Here is an 18,136-nt window from a genome sequence, read left to right on the forward strand (position 1 = left end):
GATTAATGCTGCATGCGCTCATAAGCTGAAGTGTAGTAGTCCAGCAGCCTGTCGACGCCCATGGCTCTAACTTCCTCTACGTAGCTGTCCCATTCGCTCAGGTCCTTTTCATTCAGGATGAACCGGGCGATCTGCTCGTCGCTGTACTTCTTGATCGTCTGCTCGAGCAGCGCGACTTCTTCATTTTCCGTCTCCGTGAACGGTACAGTCGGCTGTCTCGGCGCATCATAGCTCGGCGCTTCCGTGTAGGCAATCTTGGTCTCTTCAGAGGACAAGGACACATGCGCTTCATTATCGATCCATGTGCTTACCCCCGGCGTAGCCAATCCCAGCTTCATCCGAATGTCCGATACGGTCTTGTAATCCGGCAGGAAACGCTTCTCCCCGTTGACCGTCTCATAGGAGACGCCTTCTGCTCCCCAGCTCGACAGCAGCATGCCTTTCTCGCTATAGAAGAAGTCCAGATATTCCATCGCATTTTCGACCTGCTTCGTTCTTGTAGACACCGACAGGCTGGCCTCTGCTTGCGCAGTGAACGGCGATATCTGCTCACCCCCCGCTTCTCCAGCCGGCGGCGGCATGAACTGGATGTCGAATTCCGGATTCCCTTCCCGCATCGCCGAATTCAGGAAGTCGATTCTTCCGATCTTGTCCGGCGTGATAAACGCTTTGTCCGACGCATAGATATCTTGCCATTGCTTGTTGTCCATCGTGAGGAAGTCGGGAGGAATCAGCCCCTCCGCATAAAACTTGCTTGCGTACTCCACCATTTTCTTGTAGCCCTCTGTAATCGGGCCATAGTTAAACGTCTGTTCGTCAAAGTCATAGTAGACAGGCTCTACATCCGCTGTAATTTTGGCTGGTGCTCCGAAGGCCGTGACCATCTGGCCGAGCGGTATAAACCATCTGCGCGAGGTGAACGGGTAGCTCTCGGGATAAAGACGCTTCAGTTCCTTGAGCACCTCATACATCTCATCATAATCCTTTGGCACTTCCAAGCCGTGTTTATCAAAAATATCCTTGCGGTAGTACCATACATCTCTGTTCGCTTCCCCGATTCCTTCGACTGGCGCAATGTAGATATTGCCGTCCGCAGCTCTTGCAGCTTCTACCGCTTCAGGATGCTGCTCCATCCACTGGGTAAAATTCGGCATAACGTCCAGATGGTCAAGCAAATTGACGAGAGCACCCTGCTGGCCAAAGCGATTGGCTGTGGCGATATCCGGCATATACAGCAAATCCGGCGTGGAATTGGCGGCAATGATCAGGTTGAGCGCTTCATCATAATTGCCTGCGGACACCTGTACGGAGACGTCATAGCCGGTCTGCTCCTTGATCATGCTCCAGATCGGCCACTGCTCATCGTAAGGCCAGGTGGGATTAGATAACAGAAACTTGGAGATCGTTCTGTCCTCCAATATGCCCTCGTCCGTCGATGGCGTCTGGGACGCCGGCTGATTCGTTGGTGCGGGCGTGCTCGTCCCTTCCGAACTGCCGGAGTCGGAGCTGCAGCCTGAGACGACGATGGTCAGCGCCATCATCATGAAGACACCGAGCTTGAACGTGTTCGTTGCTTTTGACCCTGTCATACGATCTCTCCCTTTTTCAATTATGATGTGAACAGCAGCTTGACTAATTTCACCTTGATAGTACATTATAGTCTTACTCTTGGATATCGCAGGTTCTTTCACATCTGTTGTCATTTATAGATTAGTTATAAATATGGTGATGAGATAGAAATATAAAGATAAAGGGGGCCCGGCAATGAAGAAAAGTTTATTTTACAAACTGATTACCGGCTTCTTAATTGTCATTGCTACGTTGTCTTTATATAATCTCGTTCAGTTTTCTTTATACAAGAATAGCGCAAGCCGCGAGATCATTAAACAGAACCAATTGAATTTGGAGAAAGCAACGAGGGACTATGAACAGCAATTTCTGCTGCTCAAATCTGAAATGCTCCGCTTGCTTCTGGATTACAAAGTAGTCCAGTTCACGTCGGCGCAGCGAACCGGACAAAAATTCGAGCTGGCTAAAAAGCTCCATGAGGAGCTCAAATATATGAACGCCAACCCTATGCTGCTCGTCCATAATATTGTCCTGTACTTCAAGGATGAACCGCTTATTATTGAATGGTCAGGCACAACCAGTCCGGCGACGATGTTCAGCAAGTTTATGCAAAGTGAGCTGTATCCGCCTTCTTTTTGGCAGGATCAGTTCGAATCCGCTCACAGTTTTACGCTGCTTGCAGACGCGCCATTTACCCGCAGTCACTTCGGGCAAAACCTTTCGCTGGGCGACGCGATTCCCGTCATTATCAAATACCCGTATCGGCCGAACGTCATGATGATCGCCTTTGTCAATAGCCGGGATTCCTTTCGCCAGTTTGCCCAGCTCAGCTCCGAATCGCCTTTCTTCATCTTAAACAGTGAAGGTGAGGCATTGTATGCTTCTCATCCCGACCAAATGAAAGACATTCCCCATTTCCCTGACAAGCAAGGCTATACCAAGGTGAACAACGATTATTATATCTACCATACAGGCGAAGTTACCGAGCTTGTCTATGCTTATAAAGTATTCAATCAATCGCTCGCCGCTCAAAGTCGTCAGCAAACCTTGACGCTCATTACGATCATGATGGTTTCGATCGCAACCGCCCTGCTCGCATCCCTCTGGTTCAGCCATCGGATCAATCACCCGCTGCAGCAGTTAATCCAGGGGTTCCAGACCGATTCGGTCGACAACGGCACCTTCTCGTCTCGCATCGCTGAATTTGACTGGCTGGGCAGTGAGATGATCAAGGCTAGACAATCGAGCCAACAAGCCGATCAACATCTGGCCCGCCAAACTACGCAGCTGAAGTATTATTCGTATCTTAATAAACTGAAACGGATCCGTACACGTATACAGGACGATGCTGACCCTCACAGCGCCTCACTTCCTTATGTGATGATCCTGTTCAGCCTGAATCCGATCAAGCGACAATCGCCAAGTGGACTGGAGGAATGGACGTACTTCTCCCAAGCCTTCATCGAACAAATCTTGTCGCAAACGTTCATCAATGCTGTGACGCTGCAGATCGAATCCGATCAGGTGGTGTCCCTTATCTTCTCCGATACGGAGTGGGAACAGCTTGATCCTACGCTGCAATACTTCAAGAAAGTGTTTGATGAGGATCGGGAGAACGGCTTCTATACGATTGTCGTCAGTCCTGTCCAAGATGCAGGAACCGAATTCGCGGAGGTGTACAACGAGCTCTCCGGCGGGCTGTATATGCGGCAGTTGAACGATGAGACGCAGATTGTATCGCCTTCCACACCGCAGCCGAGCAACTGGCATTTGCTGAATGATATTGTGCGAAGCATCGATACGCACTGGGCTCCGGCGCAAATCGATGAGCTGGCGCAGATTACAATTAAGCATCTGCACCGTTTGCACAAGAAGGGCACGGTATCCGGGACGTTTGCCTTACATGCCGAGGATCTTACCCGCTATATCATTAAAAAGCTTCATTCGATCCCTCTGCATATCGATTTGGAGATTACAGAGCTGGCACCCGGGCGGTTTTCCGATATCTTTCATTCTATCGATGACTATGAGCATTATTTTACCGCTATATATGCGCTGATTCAGGAGAGGTGGAACGCAGAGGAGAAAAAATCGGATTATATCATAGATTATGTAACGGACTATGTCCATAAACATTACGCCAAAGATCTGCCGCTGGATCTGTTATCCGGGCCCTTAAACATCACGAGCAGCTACTTGTCCACGTACTTCAAAAAACAGACCGGGATGAAGCTGGTCGATTATATCAATAGGGTGCGAGTAGAGAACGCCAAACAGCTGCTATGCCAGTCCAATGCCAAGGTTCAGCAGGTTGCCGAGCAGGTAGGCTGCCACAATATTAATACGTTTATTCGGATCTTCAAGAAAAGTACTGGCGTTACGCCCGGCGAATATCAGAAACGGCAGCTAGCCAGCAATCCTCCCCAATAACAACCGTTTGATCTCGCTATTTATCACTGATCATCATTTTTATTCAAATATGTAATGCTGCTCATAAGTGAGGATATTGAGAATGCCATTCCCCTCATGTGTATGATACATCTATATTGTAATCTATTAAACGCTGAGAGGGGTATGGTTTATGAAAAGGCTTTTACTCTTGCTGCTCGCGTCCCTGCTGCTGCTTCCGATGTATACCGTCAGCAGTCCTGCTGTCTCTGCTTCATCAAGCTCCACCTTCGCCGACCGAAAAGCGGACATGCTGGATGTGTGCGTGGACGTCTACGAACCTCAGTTTAATGCAACGACGAACCTGGTGTTCAATGCTTCCGTGGGCAAACATCTATCGCGGGATGGCGCGTGGATGGCATACTGTTATCTGGAGAAAGGCATCGAGATGGCTCGCGCCAACGATCTGATCCGGGCAGTCATCGACCTTCAGGAAACTTCGGGGCCGAATCGGGGTAATTTTTATTGGTACTACGAGGACACGGCCGTGAACGACCGCAATGCGGTGGCGTTCATCATACCGACTCTGGGCTATATCTATCATCATCATTACAGCATGCTTGAGCCTGATGTGCAGACGGCACTGGGGAGCACTCTGCAGGAAGCCGAGCTATGCATCCTCGGTTTGAGGGAGAACGTGCCGGTCTGGTACGGCAATATCTTCCTGGCGCTGATCGATGCGCTGGTAACCGTCGGCAATGAGCAGACCGCGCTCGCTTGGGCGCAGGAGTACAAACAGTTTACCGAGTCGTTCGGCATCAATGAATACGGCTCCCGAAACTATGATATCGTTCAGCTCGCCTCCCTGCAGAATGCCTATTCACACGCCCAGGACCCGACATTAAAAGCGATCCTGCTCGAACTGGTTGAATTCCATTGGTACACGGTAGCTCATCAGATGCATCCGGTTAGCACGATGTTCTCGACAACAGGCTCCCGACCGCTGAATGGCGGATTTGTCCCCAATCCTTCCGTCCTGACCGCCTTTTATCTGTACTTTGATGAAGGTCCTCTCGAAAACTTCGATTTTAAGCCGCGCACAGAGCTGCTATTAAGCGACTATCAGCCGAATGCGGCGGTTAGGAGCATCTACCAGCAGAAGAAAACGCAGCCTATGGAATGGCAAGCCCAATTCGGCAGAGTGGATTCTCATGTCTATCAGACGCCGCACTACTCGCTTGCTACCCAGTCGGGACGACGAAGCTCACTGGGCATTATGAATACGACCAAAACCGTCTTAAGCAATGAAAATCAGGAGAACAGCATCCAGATGCTGGTGAACAATGGCAACGAACGAAGCGGCATTGCCTTCCGCGCAACCGACATTCCGGTTCATCTCGATGACTTCAATCATCACTGGGTCACTTCCGTACAGAAGGAGAATAAAGCAGTCGTCAGTTATAACTTCGATCCAAGAAACCGTACCGTGCAAAGCTTGCGTGTCAAGGCCGAGCTGGGACATCAGGATGAGCTGGCTCCAGGCCAGGACTTCAGCGGTATCCTGATCAACGGATCGCCTTGGAACGGTACACACACTTCTCTCGCCACTACGGATACCTTGGCCTATCAGCTGGGACAAACCTATATCGGCCTCCGCTTTCTTGCGTCAGATGTCATCGCGATCAACGGTCATAACAATATCGATGCCAGCCGCCCTATTCTGTTGAAGCAGGATACGTCCTTTAATGGCGATCCGGTCATCAGTCTTACCAGCTATCTGAACTACTCAGCCACCAATGTGCTGCTGACCGATAAGAATAAACGGATGGGATTTGTCCTGGAGATGGCAGATGCCAACGACTTCAGCTCGTTAACGGTCTTCAACAGTCATATGCAGAATATCCAGATTACGCAATCCGTGAATCAGGCGGTCCATCAAGTGACGGTTCAAACTGGAAACGATAGCTTGTATCTTCAAGAGAATCTGGAGCGCAATACGATCCTCTCCCGCAAGGTGAACGGGGTAGATTACAATAACGGCTACTTATTGAAATCAAAGTTCGTCAGCTATGAATCAGAGGGCAGTCTGACTAATGCCCAGATCGACGCGAATGGGGAATTGACCTATCCTGCGCCGCAGCCGCCGGCAAGCGCGCCTCACTATCTGTTGCTCGAAGCCGAGGACTTGGCTGTCGCAGCGCCGATGGAAGTAAGGAATCGTGCAGGCGCTTCGAACGGACAGACGATCTTCACACCTACAGCTTACGCGGGTACGGCAGGGTACGGGGTGAACATTCCGCATACCGGCGAGTGGAAGGTCTGGATTAGAGTCTATTATCCGGACGGAGGCTCCAACTCCATGGATGTTCGCATGAATACTGATAATGTCGGCTATCCCTATCTGAAAACAGAGTCCCATACGTATAATCAATTCCATTGGATCGAGGTCAATACGTACCAGCTTCATCGCGGCATCCACACCCTGATGTTGAAGGGCAGGGAATCTGATTCCGAAGTCGATCAGATCTTGGTGACGAATGATCTGAGCCACGTTCCGAACTAGGCCGATGTAAAAGCCATCCCTGTCTGCAGACGGGGATGGCTTTACATTTCAAGGGCCAGATAGAACGCCTCCGCAGCAATTGCCGCGTACGTAATGCAAGCTAGTCGCGCTCCTCTCTGCTGTACATGCGCTGGTCGCTCAATCGTACGAGCACCTTGCCGAAGCGGCCGCCCTGGCTGATCGTCACTGGTCCCTGTGGATAGCTGCGCTCCAGATGGTCGGTGACGATCCCCCGGACGCGCTCATCTGCGGGGATATCATACATCTTTAGCAAAGACAGGACCTCCTCCAACGCTGCGACTGCGGGCAGTTCTGTCGTCTTCATCTCCCGGGTGACGAGCGACTGATAGGCATACCCGTGGAGCAGCAGCAGATTCATCAGATAAGACATTTCCAGGTTCTCGTGCGTCCGGATGGAGCTGGACACGAGCGGCCATACTTCATCGAACAGACTATGCTCCCTGCCGCCAACAGACAGACTCATATAGCAATAGTCGCGGGCACAGCTCAGGACGCGCTGCACGCTCGCCCAGTCTACGATGACCGGACACATCGAGACGAAGACAAGGTCGAAGCTCTGCAGCCAGCCCCTGGCCTCCAGATCGAGTTCCTCGAACGGCTCGGCGACGATATCGATCGACCCGCGCGACAAGCTGGCACGGCGCGCCTCCAGCATCTCCACTAGCGGCGGCGAAGTTTCCACCGCGGTTACGTGCGCCCCCTTCTCGGCGAATGGCACTGCAAATCCGCCCGACGCCGCGCCGATATCCAGAATCTTCGCCCCTTCCAGCACAACACCCTGATCCTCCAGCCAGCCGATGATCCGTCTGGCCCGCTTCCGGCCCGCCTCGCTGAACACCTCACGGTCGAATGTCTGGGCCTTGGTATCAAATGAGCGCGCCGGGTTAATACCGGCTTTCCTCATCTTGTTCACTGGCGTATGCTCATCTTCCTGCCAAGCTTGTTCCCAAACCGCTGCATCGAAAAGTGTGTTTGTCATTATCCGCAACTCCTTAGCCTGACTATTATAGATTATTAATATCTATTATATCTAAGATAACGCGAATCTTAGTTTCCGTCAACTGCCCACCTCAATTATTCCTTCCTTTCTTTTCTCCTATAGACCTGCATCATCCCCTCCAAAAAAGCCATGAATTGCTCCACATAGGATGAGGGTTCCAGGATCTTGACGGCCGCTCCGAAGCCGGCTATAAATCGGAAGCCTTCCTCGTCTTGCGGGACTTCAATCGAAGCGATCAGACATTCCGGGTCGGAATCATCCATACACTTGCGGCCGTATCGTTCAACGAAATGTTCTCTCACCAGAGGAGAGATCTGCATTTTGACTGCTACAAGCTGACTCCGATAATCTTCTTCCCTCATCTCCTCCGAGCTGTCGTCCCTCGGTACGAATCGGCCTTCCTGCAGTCTGAAGTGCTCCGCTCGGGTCAGCTTGAAGGTCCGATAAGCCTGGCGTTCCAGGCAGAAGCCTTTGAGATACCAGCTCCGCTCGCTAAAATGGAGACGATACGGCTCCACTGTGCGATCCGTTGCGATGCCCCTGCGGTCCAGATATGCAAAAGAGACCAGCCTATTTTGCACAATAGCTTGTTGGCATAAGTCCAATACAGGCAGGAGCTCGGAACGCCCTTGCCAATGGTAAAATGAGAGTTGCACTACCTCTTTGCGAGTGACAGCACTCACCATAGACTCGATTTTTCTCACGGTCGACTCCACTTCCCTGCTTACGAGCAATTGCTCCAGTCCGCTCAGTGCTGTCAATACATGTTCCAAATCCGTATGACTTAACAGACGCTTATCCAGCTTATAGGTATCCATGATGGCATACCCGCCGTGCACGCCATGGATCGCATAGATCGGAATATTAGCGAGACCCAGCGTCTCCATATCGCGCAGGATCGTTCTTTTGCTAACACCGAACAAATCTGAAAATGCGGTTGCTGACATCACCTCCCGCTGAAGTAAAATCATCACAATCGAAATGAGCCGTTCTACTTTGTTCATGGAAAGCCTCCAATTTTTTTGGGACCACGCTTAATAGATGACATCTAAGATGTCACCTATTATAGCCTATAATCAATGTATTACAAAGAGGAGGTATGACAAATGGCAGTCATCGCATACTTGAATTTTGACGGCAATGCTGAGCAAGCCATCGCATTTTACGCCGAGGTATTTGAAGCAAGCAACGTAAGGAAAGTCCGGTTCGGGGATATGCCGCAGGATCCCCAATATCCCTTGCCCGAACAAGAGCAAGCGCTGATTATGGAGTCTTCCCTGGAATTTGCAGGCGGCCGATTGATGATATCCGACTTGCTGCCGTCCATGAAAGCTGTAACCGGCGAGCTAGTGAAAGGGAATCAGATGCTGATCAGCATCGTAATTGAAGATAAAGAAGCCATGGCCACCTATTTCGAAAAGCTGTCGGTTGGCGGCCACGTGATCATGCCGCTGTCGGCTATGCCCTGGTCTTCCTGCTTCGGCATGCTGGTCGATTCGTTCGGACTGACCTGGAAATTTAACAGTGACGCTGATCTATTCCTTGATCGTATTCTGTCTGGCGCTTCAGCGACACCTGCTCCCCGCCCTTAACCTGAACCGTGCCGCCGTTCGTCTGCAGCCAGACGTCGGCGGCTGACGGGTTATAGACAAAGCTCAGATCCGCCGCGAATCTTAAGTTTTCGAAGGCTTTGACATAGTCCACGAACGCCATATTGGTGCAATACCAAATGTCCGACTTGCCTCCGATGAAAGCCCCGAATTCCTCCATGAGATGCCAATTGTTGTCGTTGTCAAACTCATAGCTGTGTCCCCATACATACATCAAGTACAAATACTGCTGCTTATGCAGAGCAGCGAACGCTTCGGCATGCTTCATCAGATCATAATTGTGATGGCAGGTCGGCTGCCACTCCAACAAGTCGTGAGGCAAGCCGTACTGCCCCGTACTTGCCACGACGCGGGCGTACTGGATGCCGAGCCCCGGCAGCAGCGCTTTTACCCGCGGACTGTACGAGCCGTTCGGATAGGACATCCCCCGGACGGGATAACCGGTGATCCGCTCCAGCTGGCGGCGGTCCTCCATCACTTCATGGATGATCTGCTCATTCGGGCAGCGGGCAATCGTCGGGTGCGTCAGCGTATGGGCCGAGATCTCATGGCCCTCATACAGCTTGACCGCTTCTTCCGCAGCCAGGCGATCCGGCGCACCCAGCAGGCCGGCGTTGATATGAAAGGTCCCCTTGAGCCCGTACCGGTTGAAGATCTCCACCAGCCGCCGATCGGCGAACCGGCCGTCATCGTAGCTCAGTGTCAGTGCTTTGTGCCGTCCCTCCGGGTAGCACATGAGAATGCTGGCCATTTTTATGCCTCCTGTTTTTTGTTGTTCACCAGATGCTAAGTAAGCGGATGCACCGTCACCTCGCCATTCCTCACCTGGACAAGAACGCTCCCGCAGGGCAAGAGCAAGGTCAATTCCACATCAGGCATATCCGGCGGAAGATGCGGGCGCAGTAAGATGCTGCCCCAGCCCGGCTCGGCTGGCTGGACGCCGAGGATGTCTTCGATAATAATCGGAATCGGCGAGCTGGCCCACGGGTGGCACAGACTGGTGTTCCACTTGAGTTCTTTGGACCAGGCTTCGAAGCATGTGGTAGCCCCTTCCTTGACCATGTTCGCCCAATAGCCGTACGTCACCGTTACCGCATCCGGATCATTAGGGTCAGACGATGGATATTCATGCGGCTCTTGACTTAAGATGGTGTCCCAGATCGCCGTGTACTCGCCCGCCGCGGCGAGCGCACGCAGATAGAAATAGGCCATGTATACGCCGCAGGACAACCGTTTTTGTTTGAGAAAGGCCACTACGCCTGACCGGCTGCTGCCAGGCACCATACCAAATGCCATCGGCAGCATATTGGCATGCAGCGAATGATGGGACGAGCGGGTAGCATCCCGGTATAATCCTGCGTCCTCATCCCAAAAAGCACGATGGAACGCGGCATCGAAGGCTGCCAGATCATACAACGTCCCCTCCTCGCCCGCGATCTTCATCAGTTCATTCGTACTCCGGAGCGCATCCCGATAAAACGCATTGATCACATTATGACATCCGGGTCCCACTGGTCTGGTCAGAGGAAAATCGTACCCGTCCAGGAAGCCTACCGGCCAGTCTACCAGATTCCACTTGTCATTTACGTTATGCAGCAGACCATCAGCCCCGCCGAACGCTTGGAAATGGGCAACCAGACCTTGCGCGTAAGGCAGCATCCGTTTCACAAATGCCACATCCCCGCTATGCTTGTAATACATCAGCACCTGCATCGGCCATTGCAGGGAGTAATCGGCGATCTCCTGCATCAGACTGCCTGGCGTAACAGCCATCATGCCCGGGCATATCGATGTCGTGGCCGCGAAGTCCTCCAACGCTTTTTTGAACAGCCGCAAATCCCCGCTAATGTAAAAATGAGACTGGGCAATGATCGTGTTGTCACCCAGATAGCCGCCCTTCTCTCTGGAGGGACAATCCGTATAATAATCTTGGGTGCCGTACACAACGGCTTGCCGGCAAATGTGCCAGATCGCATCCAGCAGCTGCGAATCGGATCGCAGCTGTCCACCCGCTTCATCGACAGGATAGTGACGAACGGCGGCATAGATGCTCTCCTGATCCACCTGTACACCTGGCGGCGTGATGATCTCGGCATACCGGAAGGCTTTATAATCAAACCACTCCAACACATCCCCTTCACCGCCCGACAACGTCCACCGGTCCCGGTAATCGCAGTTGCAGCGCATGGTACTGCGTACATGGCCATCGTCCAGCAGCTCTTCCCCGCAGCCGATCTCCACCACTTGCCCCGCTGCTCCAGAAGCCTTCACTCGCAAGGCTCCCGTGATCTCCTGGCCAAAATCGATCCAGAGCCGATCTTCGCCAATCCGGCGAATCTCCGCAGGATACCGGGTGGATAACTGTACCGGAGGCGTGGGTTGGGCAATCAGCTGCATATCCTCCATACCCGGCTGCAGGGCGGCAGGCGACCAAGAGCGATCATCAAAGTCCAGCTCGCGCCAGCCCGTCGCTGCCAAGCGGCTGTCGATATGTTCGTGGTATTGGGTGTCATAACCGAGGGTCGTTTTGGCTGTGAACTCCTCTGCCGCTTGGATCCGCCAGCTTGGATCACTGACCAAAAGCGTCTTGCCATCCGCCTCCAGGCTCGCCCACAACCCATGCCGGTAATCACCGGAGGTATAGGATCTGGCGATTTTACCGTGATAATAGAGATGTACCGCTATGACATTGGGTCCCGGCTGCAAGTAAGACTGAATCTCTAATCGTTGATAATAATATCTGTCCGGATAACCCTGCGCCGGTCCTTCAGCGACATACTGGCCATTAATATATACTTTGCAGTAATCGTCGGCACTGATAGACAAAGTTGCCTGAACCGGCGCGGTGTCCCCGCAATCAAATGATTTGCGAAGCAGCAGGTGATGGTTGAGCAGATCATCCGGATGCTGACCGGCCTCAGGAGCAGCCTCCATTTCTTTATGACGTATATCCAGTTTGCGGGAAGCTGCAAACGCAGCATCGCCAATCCAACTTATCCTTTGTTCTCGATTCATATTCACTGCTCCTATTCTGCTTCCCGCTTGGAGGAAGTAAATTGCTTGCGGTATTCTCCCGGCGTGACACCGGAGATTCGTTTGAACATGCGATTAAAGGAAAAATAATGGGCATACCCGACCTGCTGTGAGATCTGCCCAATCTGTTCGTCCGTATGAATGAGCAAGTGACGGGCCCGATCCATACGTACTCTTGTCAAATAATCCACGAAATTCTCGCTGTAGGTATCCTTGAATAGACGGCTCAAATAACTTTGGTTGATTTGAAATTTGTCGCTTAGCAGCTGCAGGCTCAGATCGGGGTTGCTGTACTGCTGCTCGATGTAGACTTTGGCTTCCTCGAGCAGCTCCTGACTGCTGCGGCCCGGACGCAAGGTATTCATCTGCTCGATCGCCGCAGTCAAGACCGTCGCAAAGGTGTGACGCAGCGAGACTATGGATTCGAAATGTTCCAATTCCTTATTCAGCTCCACCATGGCCGCGTCCCAGACTTCACGGTAAGGAAGCGGCAGCTCAGATACTTCCTTGGAGATGTGAAAGAGCATGAAATGAAGTAAATTGACAATATCATGGGGATGAAAATATTTGCCTTGTACAGTATCCATCAGGCCGTCAAAGTGTCCCTTCCATTCCATATTGCGGCGTTTGAACGATTCGGCAATGTCGCGGATCGACTGCAGTTGTTTGGGCATCCCGGCAAATACATTCCCCTCCAGCTCCCAATAGGCGATGACCCGGTTCCCGCCTACCGATTTTTTGTAGGACAGCGCTTCCTCCGCTTCTTTGAACGAACGGGCGATGTCGGTTATCGCAGCTGCAGAAGCTCCAACACCAATGGATACCGCATAATCGAGATTGCTGTTAATCCAATTGCGCAAAGCCTCGGTTATGGTGCATATCTTTTCCTTCGTTAAAGGATTGTGCTCGCTGAGTTTGAATAGCATAGCCATGCGACCGCTATCCAGCCATTCTACAGTAATCATCACTTCGTAGGACTTGGCTACTTCCTGGGCTACATTCGACATCACATATTTCAACAGGTATTGGTCTCGAACAGGATACACCGAGCAGAATTCATCGTAACGATCAATCATAACAACCGCAATATGATAATCGGCATATCCGTACAATTCCTCAACCCACTCGTTTCCTTTTTCCTGTTCTTCCACGACATTGCCACGAATCAGATCCACAAAAAATTGCTTTTGCCGGTGCAAACTATTTTCTTTATGGACATCACTGATCTGGTTGGCGACATCGATCAAGTGGTGTACAGCCCGGTCAATATAGTCCGGATGCTCATGAAGGATATCAGGCAGCTCCTCGGGTCGGGATTTCAAATATTTCTTGATGCTGCTCATCATCCGGTCAATGGGATACGTGTACCTGCGGGCAAAGTAGATCATCAACCCTGAAAAAAAGATAAGGGATGCAAACCCAATGACGGTCCAAACCTCCTTGAGACTGGAGACAATACTGTAATTTACCTTATCCTGCACCCCGGTTTGAATATTCCAATGGGTATAATGGGAGTTGACAGAGGCGAGCATCGTCCCGGAATCTGGTGCAGTTTCAAAGACGGGCACCCCGTTCTGATCATAGATAGAGGTCGAACTGACATTTAACGTATTCATCCCGCGAACCATCCTCTGAATCGCAGCCCCCGACACATTCGCTACAAGAATGCCGCGGGCCTGGGACCCCAGCGTTATCGATTTGGCAAGGGAAACCACGGCGTAGTCATGCTGATCGGTCGGGAACACTTTAAACGGACGGATCCCGCTCCACTCCAGAGGGATCGATCCTTCCAGCTTCGGCTCAATAAATAAGCGGTCTCCAAACTCTTGCAGCGGCGCAGACACACTCGTGCTGAGCACCCTATGGTCTGAGAACCGCACAATATAAATCGAGTCAATCAAAGGGAAATCGATCAGATAGGAATTGAACTTCTTAAACAAGCTTCTCTCCAGCATATAACGGTTGTTCAGCTCGTCGTCTACTCCATACACATATTGCTTAATCTCCGGATTGTTATGAATCTCGGTAATCATGAGCTGTTCTATGTTTTGCAAAGAGGATTCTATCTGCTGCGTCACATATTTGCCATAGCTTTCGCTCATATGCGTCATTTGACGCTCCATAAGCTGGTTGATCACCATCAGAAAAATAAACACAAGCATGCCAACTGACAGGTAAAAAATAGGCAGATAGGTGAATAGCAAGCGATTAAACCATGAACGCGTTTTCATTTCCTGGCTCACCTTCTTTCACCCCTAATCGCATCATAACATGAGGCTTCTGTCTGCAACAGACGCTGCAGACAGAAGCCGCCTTCACCAAATTAGAAATTCATATCGTAGAGATCTTCTGTGAAAACCCATGTGTCTTTGTTTTCTCTATACCATTCCAGATAGAACTGTTCGACTTGTTCACCGTCAGATCTGGACCACAATGTCTTCGCCTCCTCCAGCGTCTTCTCGACCGTTGCGCTGCTGCCGCCGACGATAGCTCTGCTCCACAGATCGGACATGGGCTCATTGACATTGGAGACGACAAACTGGATATCATCCGGCAGCCCGGGCATGTATTTGGTCACTTCCGGCAAGGGCCGTTCTCTGTCAATGTAGAGGTTAAACGCCGTTTCCAGCAGGGTGTGAACCTCTTTATCGAATGGATCTGACTGGTCCAAATCCTCCAGATACTTGGTGAACTCATTAATAATATGTTGTCCGCCCAACATCCGATAGTCTCCCAGCCAGCTGACCTCTTTTTCGTATTTGTCCTGATCCAAGGTCTGCTCTACGCCGTCAACCATCTCATAATGAACGCCTTCCTGTCCATACTTCAGCGTATGAGCCATCGCTTCACTGCTCATCAGATCTACATAGCGCATCACCGATTCCGGATCTGCCGCTTTGATATTGACCACGCCGGTCATCTGGACCGGATCGTTAAAATAGGGGCTGAACTGACCGAACTCGCTGCGGGGCAGCGGGATGACAGCAAGCTTCGCGTCCGGCACATTGCTTTTCAAGGTTTCATAATTATTATAGACGAGTAAGGCATTCCCCGCGAATCCAAACATGAACGTGTTGCCTTGTACAAAATCTTGCAACGCCTTCTCTCCATTTTTATCCGTCATATAATCCCTGTCAACCAGCCCTTCGTCAAAAAGCTGCTTCTTATATCGGGTGGCAGCCGCAACACGTTCCCAATCCTTCACCATGTCGCCATCTTCAAGCACCCACGTCGTATTCTGAAAAGCAACATCTATCCAATTGTAACCGCTCATATTTGTGCCGAACGTGGCCAGCTGCTCCGCTTTGACCTTCTTCATCGCTTCATGTGCTTCCTCCACCGTCTGCGGCACCTCGAGTCCAGCTGCTTCCAACAGATCCTCCCGGATAAACAGATATCCGCCCGGTATGTAGCCCAGCAATCGTCCAAACTCATAGAGCTGACCATCCGATTTGGTGCCCAATTGCCGCAGCAGCGGGAATTCCTCCAGCAATGCTTTGTATTCCACGCTGTGCTGCTCGATCAGCTCTTCGATCGGCATCAATTGCTTCTGCAAATATAATTGATTGCGATACGCGTTATCGTATTCGAGGATGAGATCGGGTGCATCGCCGGCGGCAAGAAGGGTATTGAACCGCTGCACAGACTCCCAGCGAGGCACGGGAACATATTCGACTGGAATCGTTTCATTAATCCACTGCGTCCATAAGTTGTTATCGACCGTGCCCACTTCCGGGGGGACGTTGCCCCGGTCATACATCGAGACGGTAATGGGACTTTTCGGAGCATTCGAATGATCATTACCTGCAGTTCCCTCATTGCTGCCTGATGAACATGCAGCCAAAATAGACACGGATACCAAGAGTGATGCAAGCATCAGGGAAACGTTTTTTGTCATTGTCTTCATACCCTAAAACCTCCTTGTGATGTTCTCAACCCTTCACAGCGCCAATCAACATGCCTTTGATAAAGTATTTCTGCAAGAACGGATAAACCAGCAGCATCGGCACAACCATCACGATGATGCCTGCCGATTTGATCGATTCAGGCGTAATCGTCTTAAAATCTTCGGGAGATAAATTGCCGATCTCCTGCATGATGGACTGACTCATAATCATCTGCTGGACCATGACAGCCAGATTGTGTTTATCAGGAGAGTGAATGAAAATCAGCATATTGAAAAATGCATTCCAATGCCCCACCCCATAGAACAACCCGAGGGCAGCGATAACTGGCAGCGAAAGCGGCAGGAAAATCCGGAACAAGACAGTCCATTCTCCGCCGCCGTCCATCCGCGCCGATTCGACCAATTCTTCGGGGATCCCCATAAAGAACGTACGCATCACCAGCATGTTGTAGACACTGACCAGACCCGGCAGCCAGATCGCGCCGTAAGTATCGACCAGCCCCAGTGACTTGACCAGCAAATATCCCGGAATGAGTCCGCCGGAGAACAGCATCGTAAAGACGATCGCCAAGGTAAAGAATCGCCGGCCATACATATAAGAACGGGACAGAGGAAATGAACACAAGATCGTAAAGAGCAGATTCAAGGCTACGCCAACGATCGTAATGATGACACTATTTTTGAAGGCGGTTAAAATACGGCTGTTTTCGAATAGCTTCTCGTAGGCCTGCATCGTCGAACCGACCGGCCACAGCCCGACTTGTCCCGATACGATGGCCGACTGCGAGCTGAATGACAAAGCAAGCAGATGGACCATGGGCAGCAGGCAGCTCAAACTGAACAACAGCAGCAAGATGTTATTGACGACACCAAACGTTTTGTCCCCTCGTGATTCTCGCATCCTCATCACCTACCACAATCCATGATTAAATCTGCGTGCAATCGCATTGGCCGTCAACACCAGGATGAGACCGATAATGGATTCGAAAAATCCTAAAGCCGCAGCGAGACTAAATCTCCCGCCGGTTATGCCTACCCTGTAATTCCAGGTTGAAATGACATCGGCAATCTGTGACACGGCTGAATTCTGCAGCATATAGACCTGATCGAACCCGACCTCCATGATGCTCCCGATCGACAGGATGAGGATGATAAAAATGACGGGTCGAATCGAAGGAAGGGAAATATGCCACATCTGTCTCAACCGATTGGCCCCGTCGAGTCCAGCCGCTTCGTATAGTGACTGGTCAACCCCGGCCAATGCTGCCAAATAAATAATCGCTCCCCATCCGGCACTCTTCCAAATGCCTGATCCGATGAAGATCGCCAGCCATGAACCCGAATTGTACAAAAAAGGGTAGCTGTCTCCGGTTATCCATCTCATCATGGTATTGATAATGCCTGTTTCTTGCGCAAAAATCGTGATTACAATGCCGCCGACAATAACCCAATTGAGAAAATGTGGAAAGAAAACGGCGGTTTGCACGGTTTTCTTGAACCACGATCGGCGGATTTCATTAATCATCAGTGCCAAAAGAATCGGAAACGGGAAGCCAAGCACCAATTGCAGGAGACTCAGCACAAGCGTGTTGCGCAAGATATTCAGCATGTTCGGGTTGGTAAACAGGGTACGAAAGTGATCCAGTCCAACCCAGCTGCTTCCCCAGATGCCGTCTGTGAAGTTGTAATTTTTAAATGCGATCATCAGTCCACCCATTGGGGCAAATCTGAAAATGAGAAAATAAGCGATTATCGGAGCAAACATAATAAACAATGGAATGTTGTACTGAAATCGCCTGCTCTTGAACATGTTCCTTACACCGCCCCTTTCCTTCCAACTCAAGAAACTCCATGCGTAGTTTAAGCGGGCTGCAGCCAACACCCATTATGCTCGCAGGGCGGGTCTCACGCAAGCAACACATTTTTTTCACCTCACCATATTTTACTGGCGGGAATTTGCGGAAAATAGGGGGCTAAGCGAGTGAAAAAATGTGCTATGGTCAAAAAAGGTGCTTAGTTTTATTATAGGATTAAACATGTTAATT

12 protein-coding genes are annotated in these 18,136 nt (G+C 50.9%); 3 read left to right on the top strand and 9 right to left on the bottom strand.

Features of this window, described 5'->3' with window-relative positions:
- Positions 1 to 2: 2 nt before the first annotated feature.
- Entirely contained in the window at positions 3 to 1,589 is a 1,587-nt protein-coding gene (locus tag ABC336_RS07000; protein WP_413237996.1) for an extracellular solute-binding protein, read from the bottom strand.
- Between the two features lie 175 nt (positions 1,590 to 1,764).
- Here ABC336_RS07000 and ABC336_RS07005 point away from each other — a divergent pair, with 175 nt between their 5' ends.
- Both ABC336_RS07005 and ABC336_RS07010 read left to right on the top strand, forming a co-directional pair.
- Positions 1,765 to 3,999: a helix-turn-helix transcriptional regulator gene (locus ABC336_RS07005; protein WP_413237997.1), complete on the top strand. Its 2,235-nt coding sequence runs from the start codon at positions 1,765 to 1,767 to the stop codon at positions 3,997 to 3,999.
- A gap of 151 nt (positions 4,000 to 4,150) precedes the next feature.
- Complete coding sequence (locus ABC336_RS07010) at positions 4,151 to 6,520, top strand: hypothetical protein (RefSeq protein WP_413237998.1); 2,370 nt, start codon at positions 4,151 to 4,153, stop codon at positions 6,518 to 6,520.
- A gap of 100 nt (positions 6,521 to 6,620) precedes the next feature.
- Here ABC336_RS07010 and ABC336_RS07015 read toward each other — a convergent pair whose 3' ends face one another.
- Entirely contained in the window at positions 6,621 to 7,520 is a 900-nt protein-coding gene (locus ABC336_RS07015; RefSeq protein WP_413237999.1) for a methyltransferase domain-containing protein, read from the bottom strand.
- 95 nt (positions 7,521 to 7,615) lie between these two features.
- Positions 7,616 to 8,545: a helix-turn-helix transcriptional regulator gene (locus ABC336_RS07020; protein ID WP_413238000.1), complete on the bottom strand. Its 930-nt coding sequence runs from the start codon at positions 8,543 to 8,545 to the stop codon at positions 7,616 to 7,618.
- A gap of 102 nt (positions 8,546 to 8,647) precedes the next feature.
- Between ABC336_RS07020 and ABC336_RS07025 the strand changes: the two genes are divergently transcribed.
- On the top strand, positions 8,648 to 9,133 hold the full coding sequence (locus ABC336_RS07025) for a VOC family protein (RefSeq protein ID WP_413238001.1): 486 nt from the start codon (positions 8,648 to 8,650) through the stop codon (positions 9,131 to 9,133).
- Here ABC336_RS07025 and ABC336_RS07030 read toward each other — a convergent pair.
- From ABC336_RS07030 to ABC336_RS07055, 6 genes are all read right to left on the bottom strand, one after another.
- On the bottom strand, positions 9,060 to 9,902 hold the full coding sequence (locus ABC336_RS07030) for a polysaccharide deacetylase family protein (protein ID WP_413238002.1): 843 nt from the start codon (positions 9,900 to 9,902) through the stop codon (positions 9,060 to 9,062). The two genes, ABC336_RS07025 and ABC336_RS07030, sit on opposite strands and share 74 nt — an antisense overlap.
- 35 nt (positions 9,903 to 9,937) lie before the next feature.
- Positions 9,938 to 12,166 carry a family 78 glycoside hydrolase catalytic domain gene (locus ABC336_RS07035; protein ID WP_413238003.1) on the bottom strand — a complete coding sequence of 743 codons (2,229 nt, stop codon included), beginning with the start codon at positions 12,164 to 12,166 and terminating at the stop codon, positions 9,938 to 9,940.
- An 11-nt stretch (positions 12,167 to 12,177) separates the two neighbouring features.
- Positions 12,178 to 14,415 carry a helix-turn-helix domain-containing protein gene (locus tag ABC336_RS07040; protein ID WP_413238004.1) on the bottom strand — a complete coding sequence of 746 codons (2,238 nt, stop codon included), beginning with the start codon at positions 14,413 to 14,415 and terminating at the stop codon, positions 12,178 to 12,180.
- A gap of 92 nt (positions 14,416 to 14,507) precedes the next feature.
- Positions 14,508 to 16,091 carry an extracellular solute-binding protein gene (locus ABC336_RS07045; RefSeq protein WP_413238005.1) on the bottom strand — a complete coding sequence of 528 codons (1,584 nt, stop codon included), beginning with the start codon at positions 16,089 to 16,091 and terminating at the stop codon, positions 14,508 to 14,510.
- A gap of 25 nt (positions 16,092 to 16,116) precedes the next feature.
- A complete protein-coding gene (locus ABC336_RS07050) occupies positions 16,117 to 16,992 on the bottom strand; it encodes a carbohydrate ABC transporter permease (protein ID WP_413238006.1) in 876 nt (291 codons plus the stop codon).
- 9 nt (positions 16,993 to 17,001) lie between these two features.
- Positions 17,002 to 17,901: an ABC transporter permease gene (locus ABC336_RS07055; protein ID WP_413238007.1), complete on the bottom strand. Its 900-nt coding sequence runs from the start codon at positions 17,899 to 17,901 to the stop codon at positions 17,002 to 17,004.
- Positions 17,902 to 18,136: the final 235 nt, after the last annotated feature.

Source organism: Paenibacillus jepli, assembly GCF_047238105.1.
Classification (GTDB): Bacteria; Bacillota; Bacilli; order Paenibacillales; family Paenibacillaceae; genus Paenibacillus_D.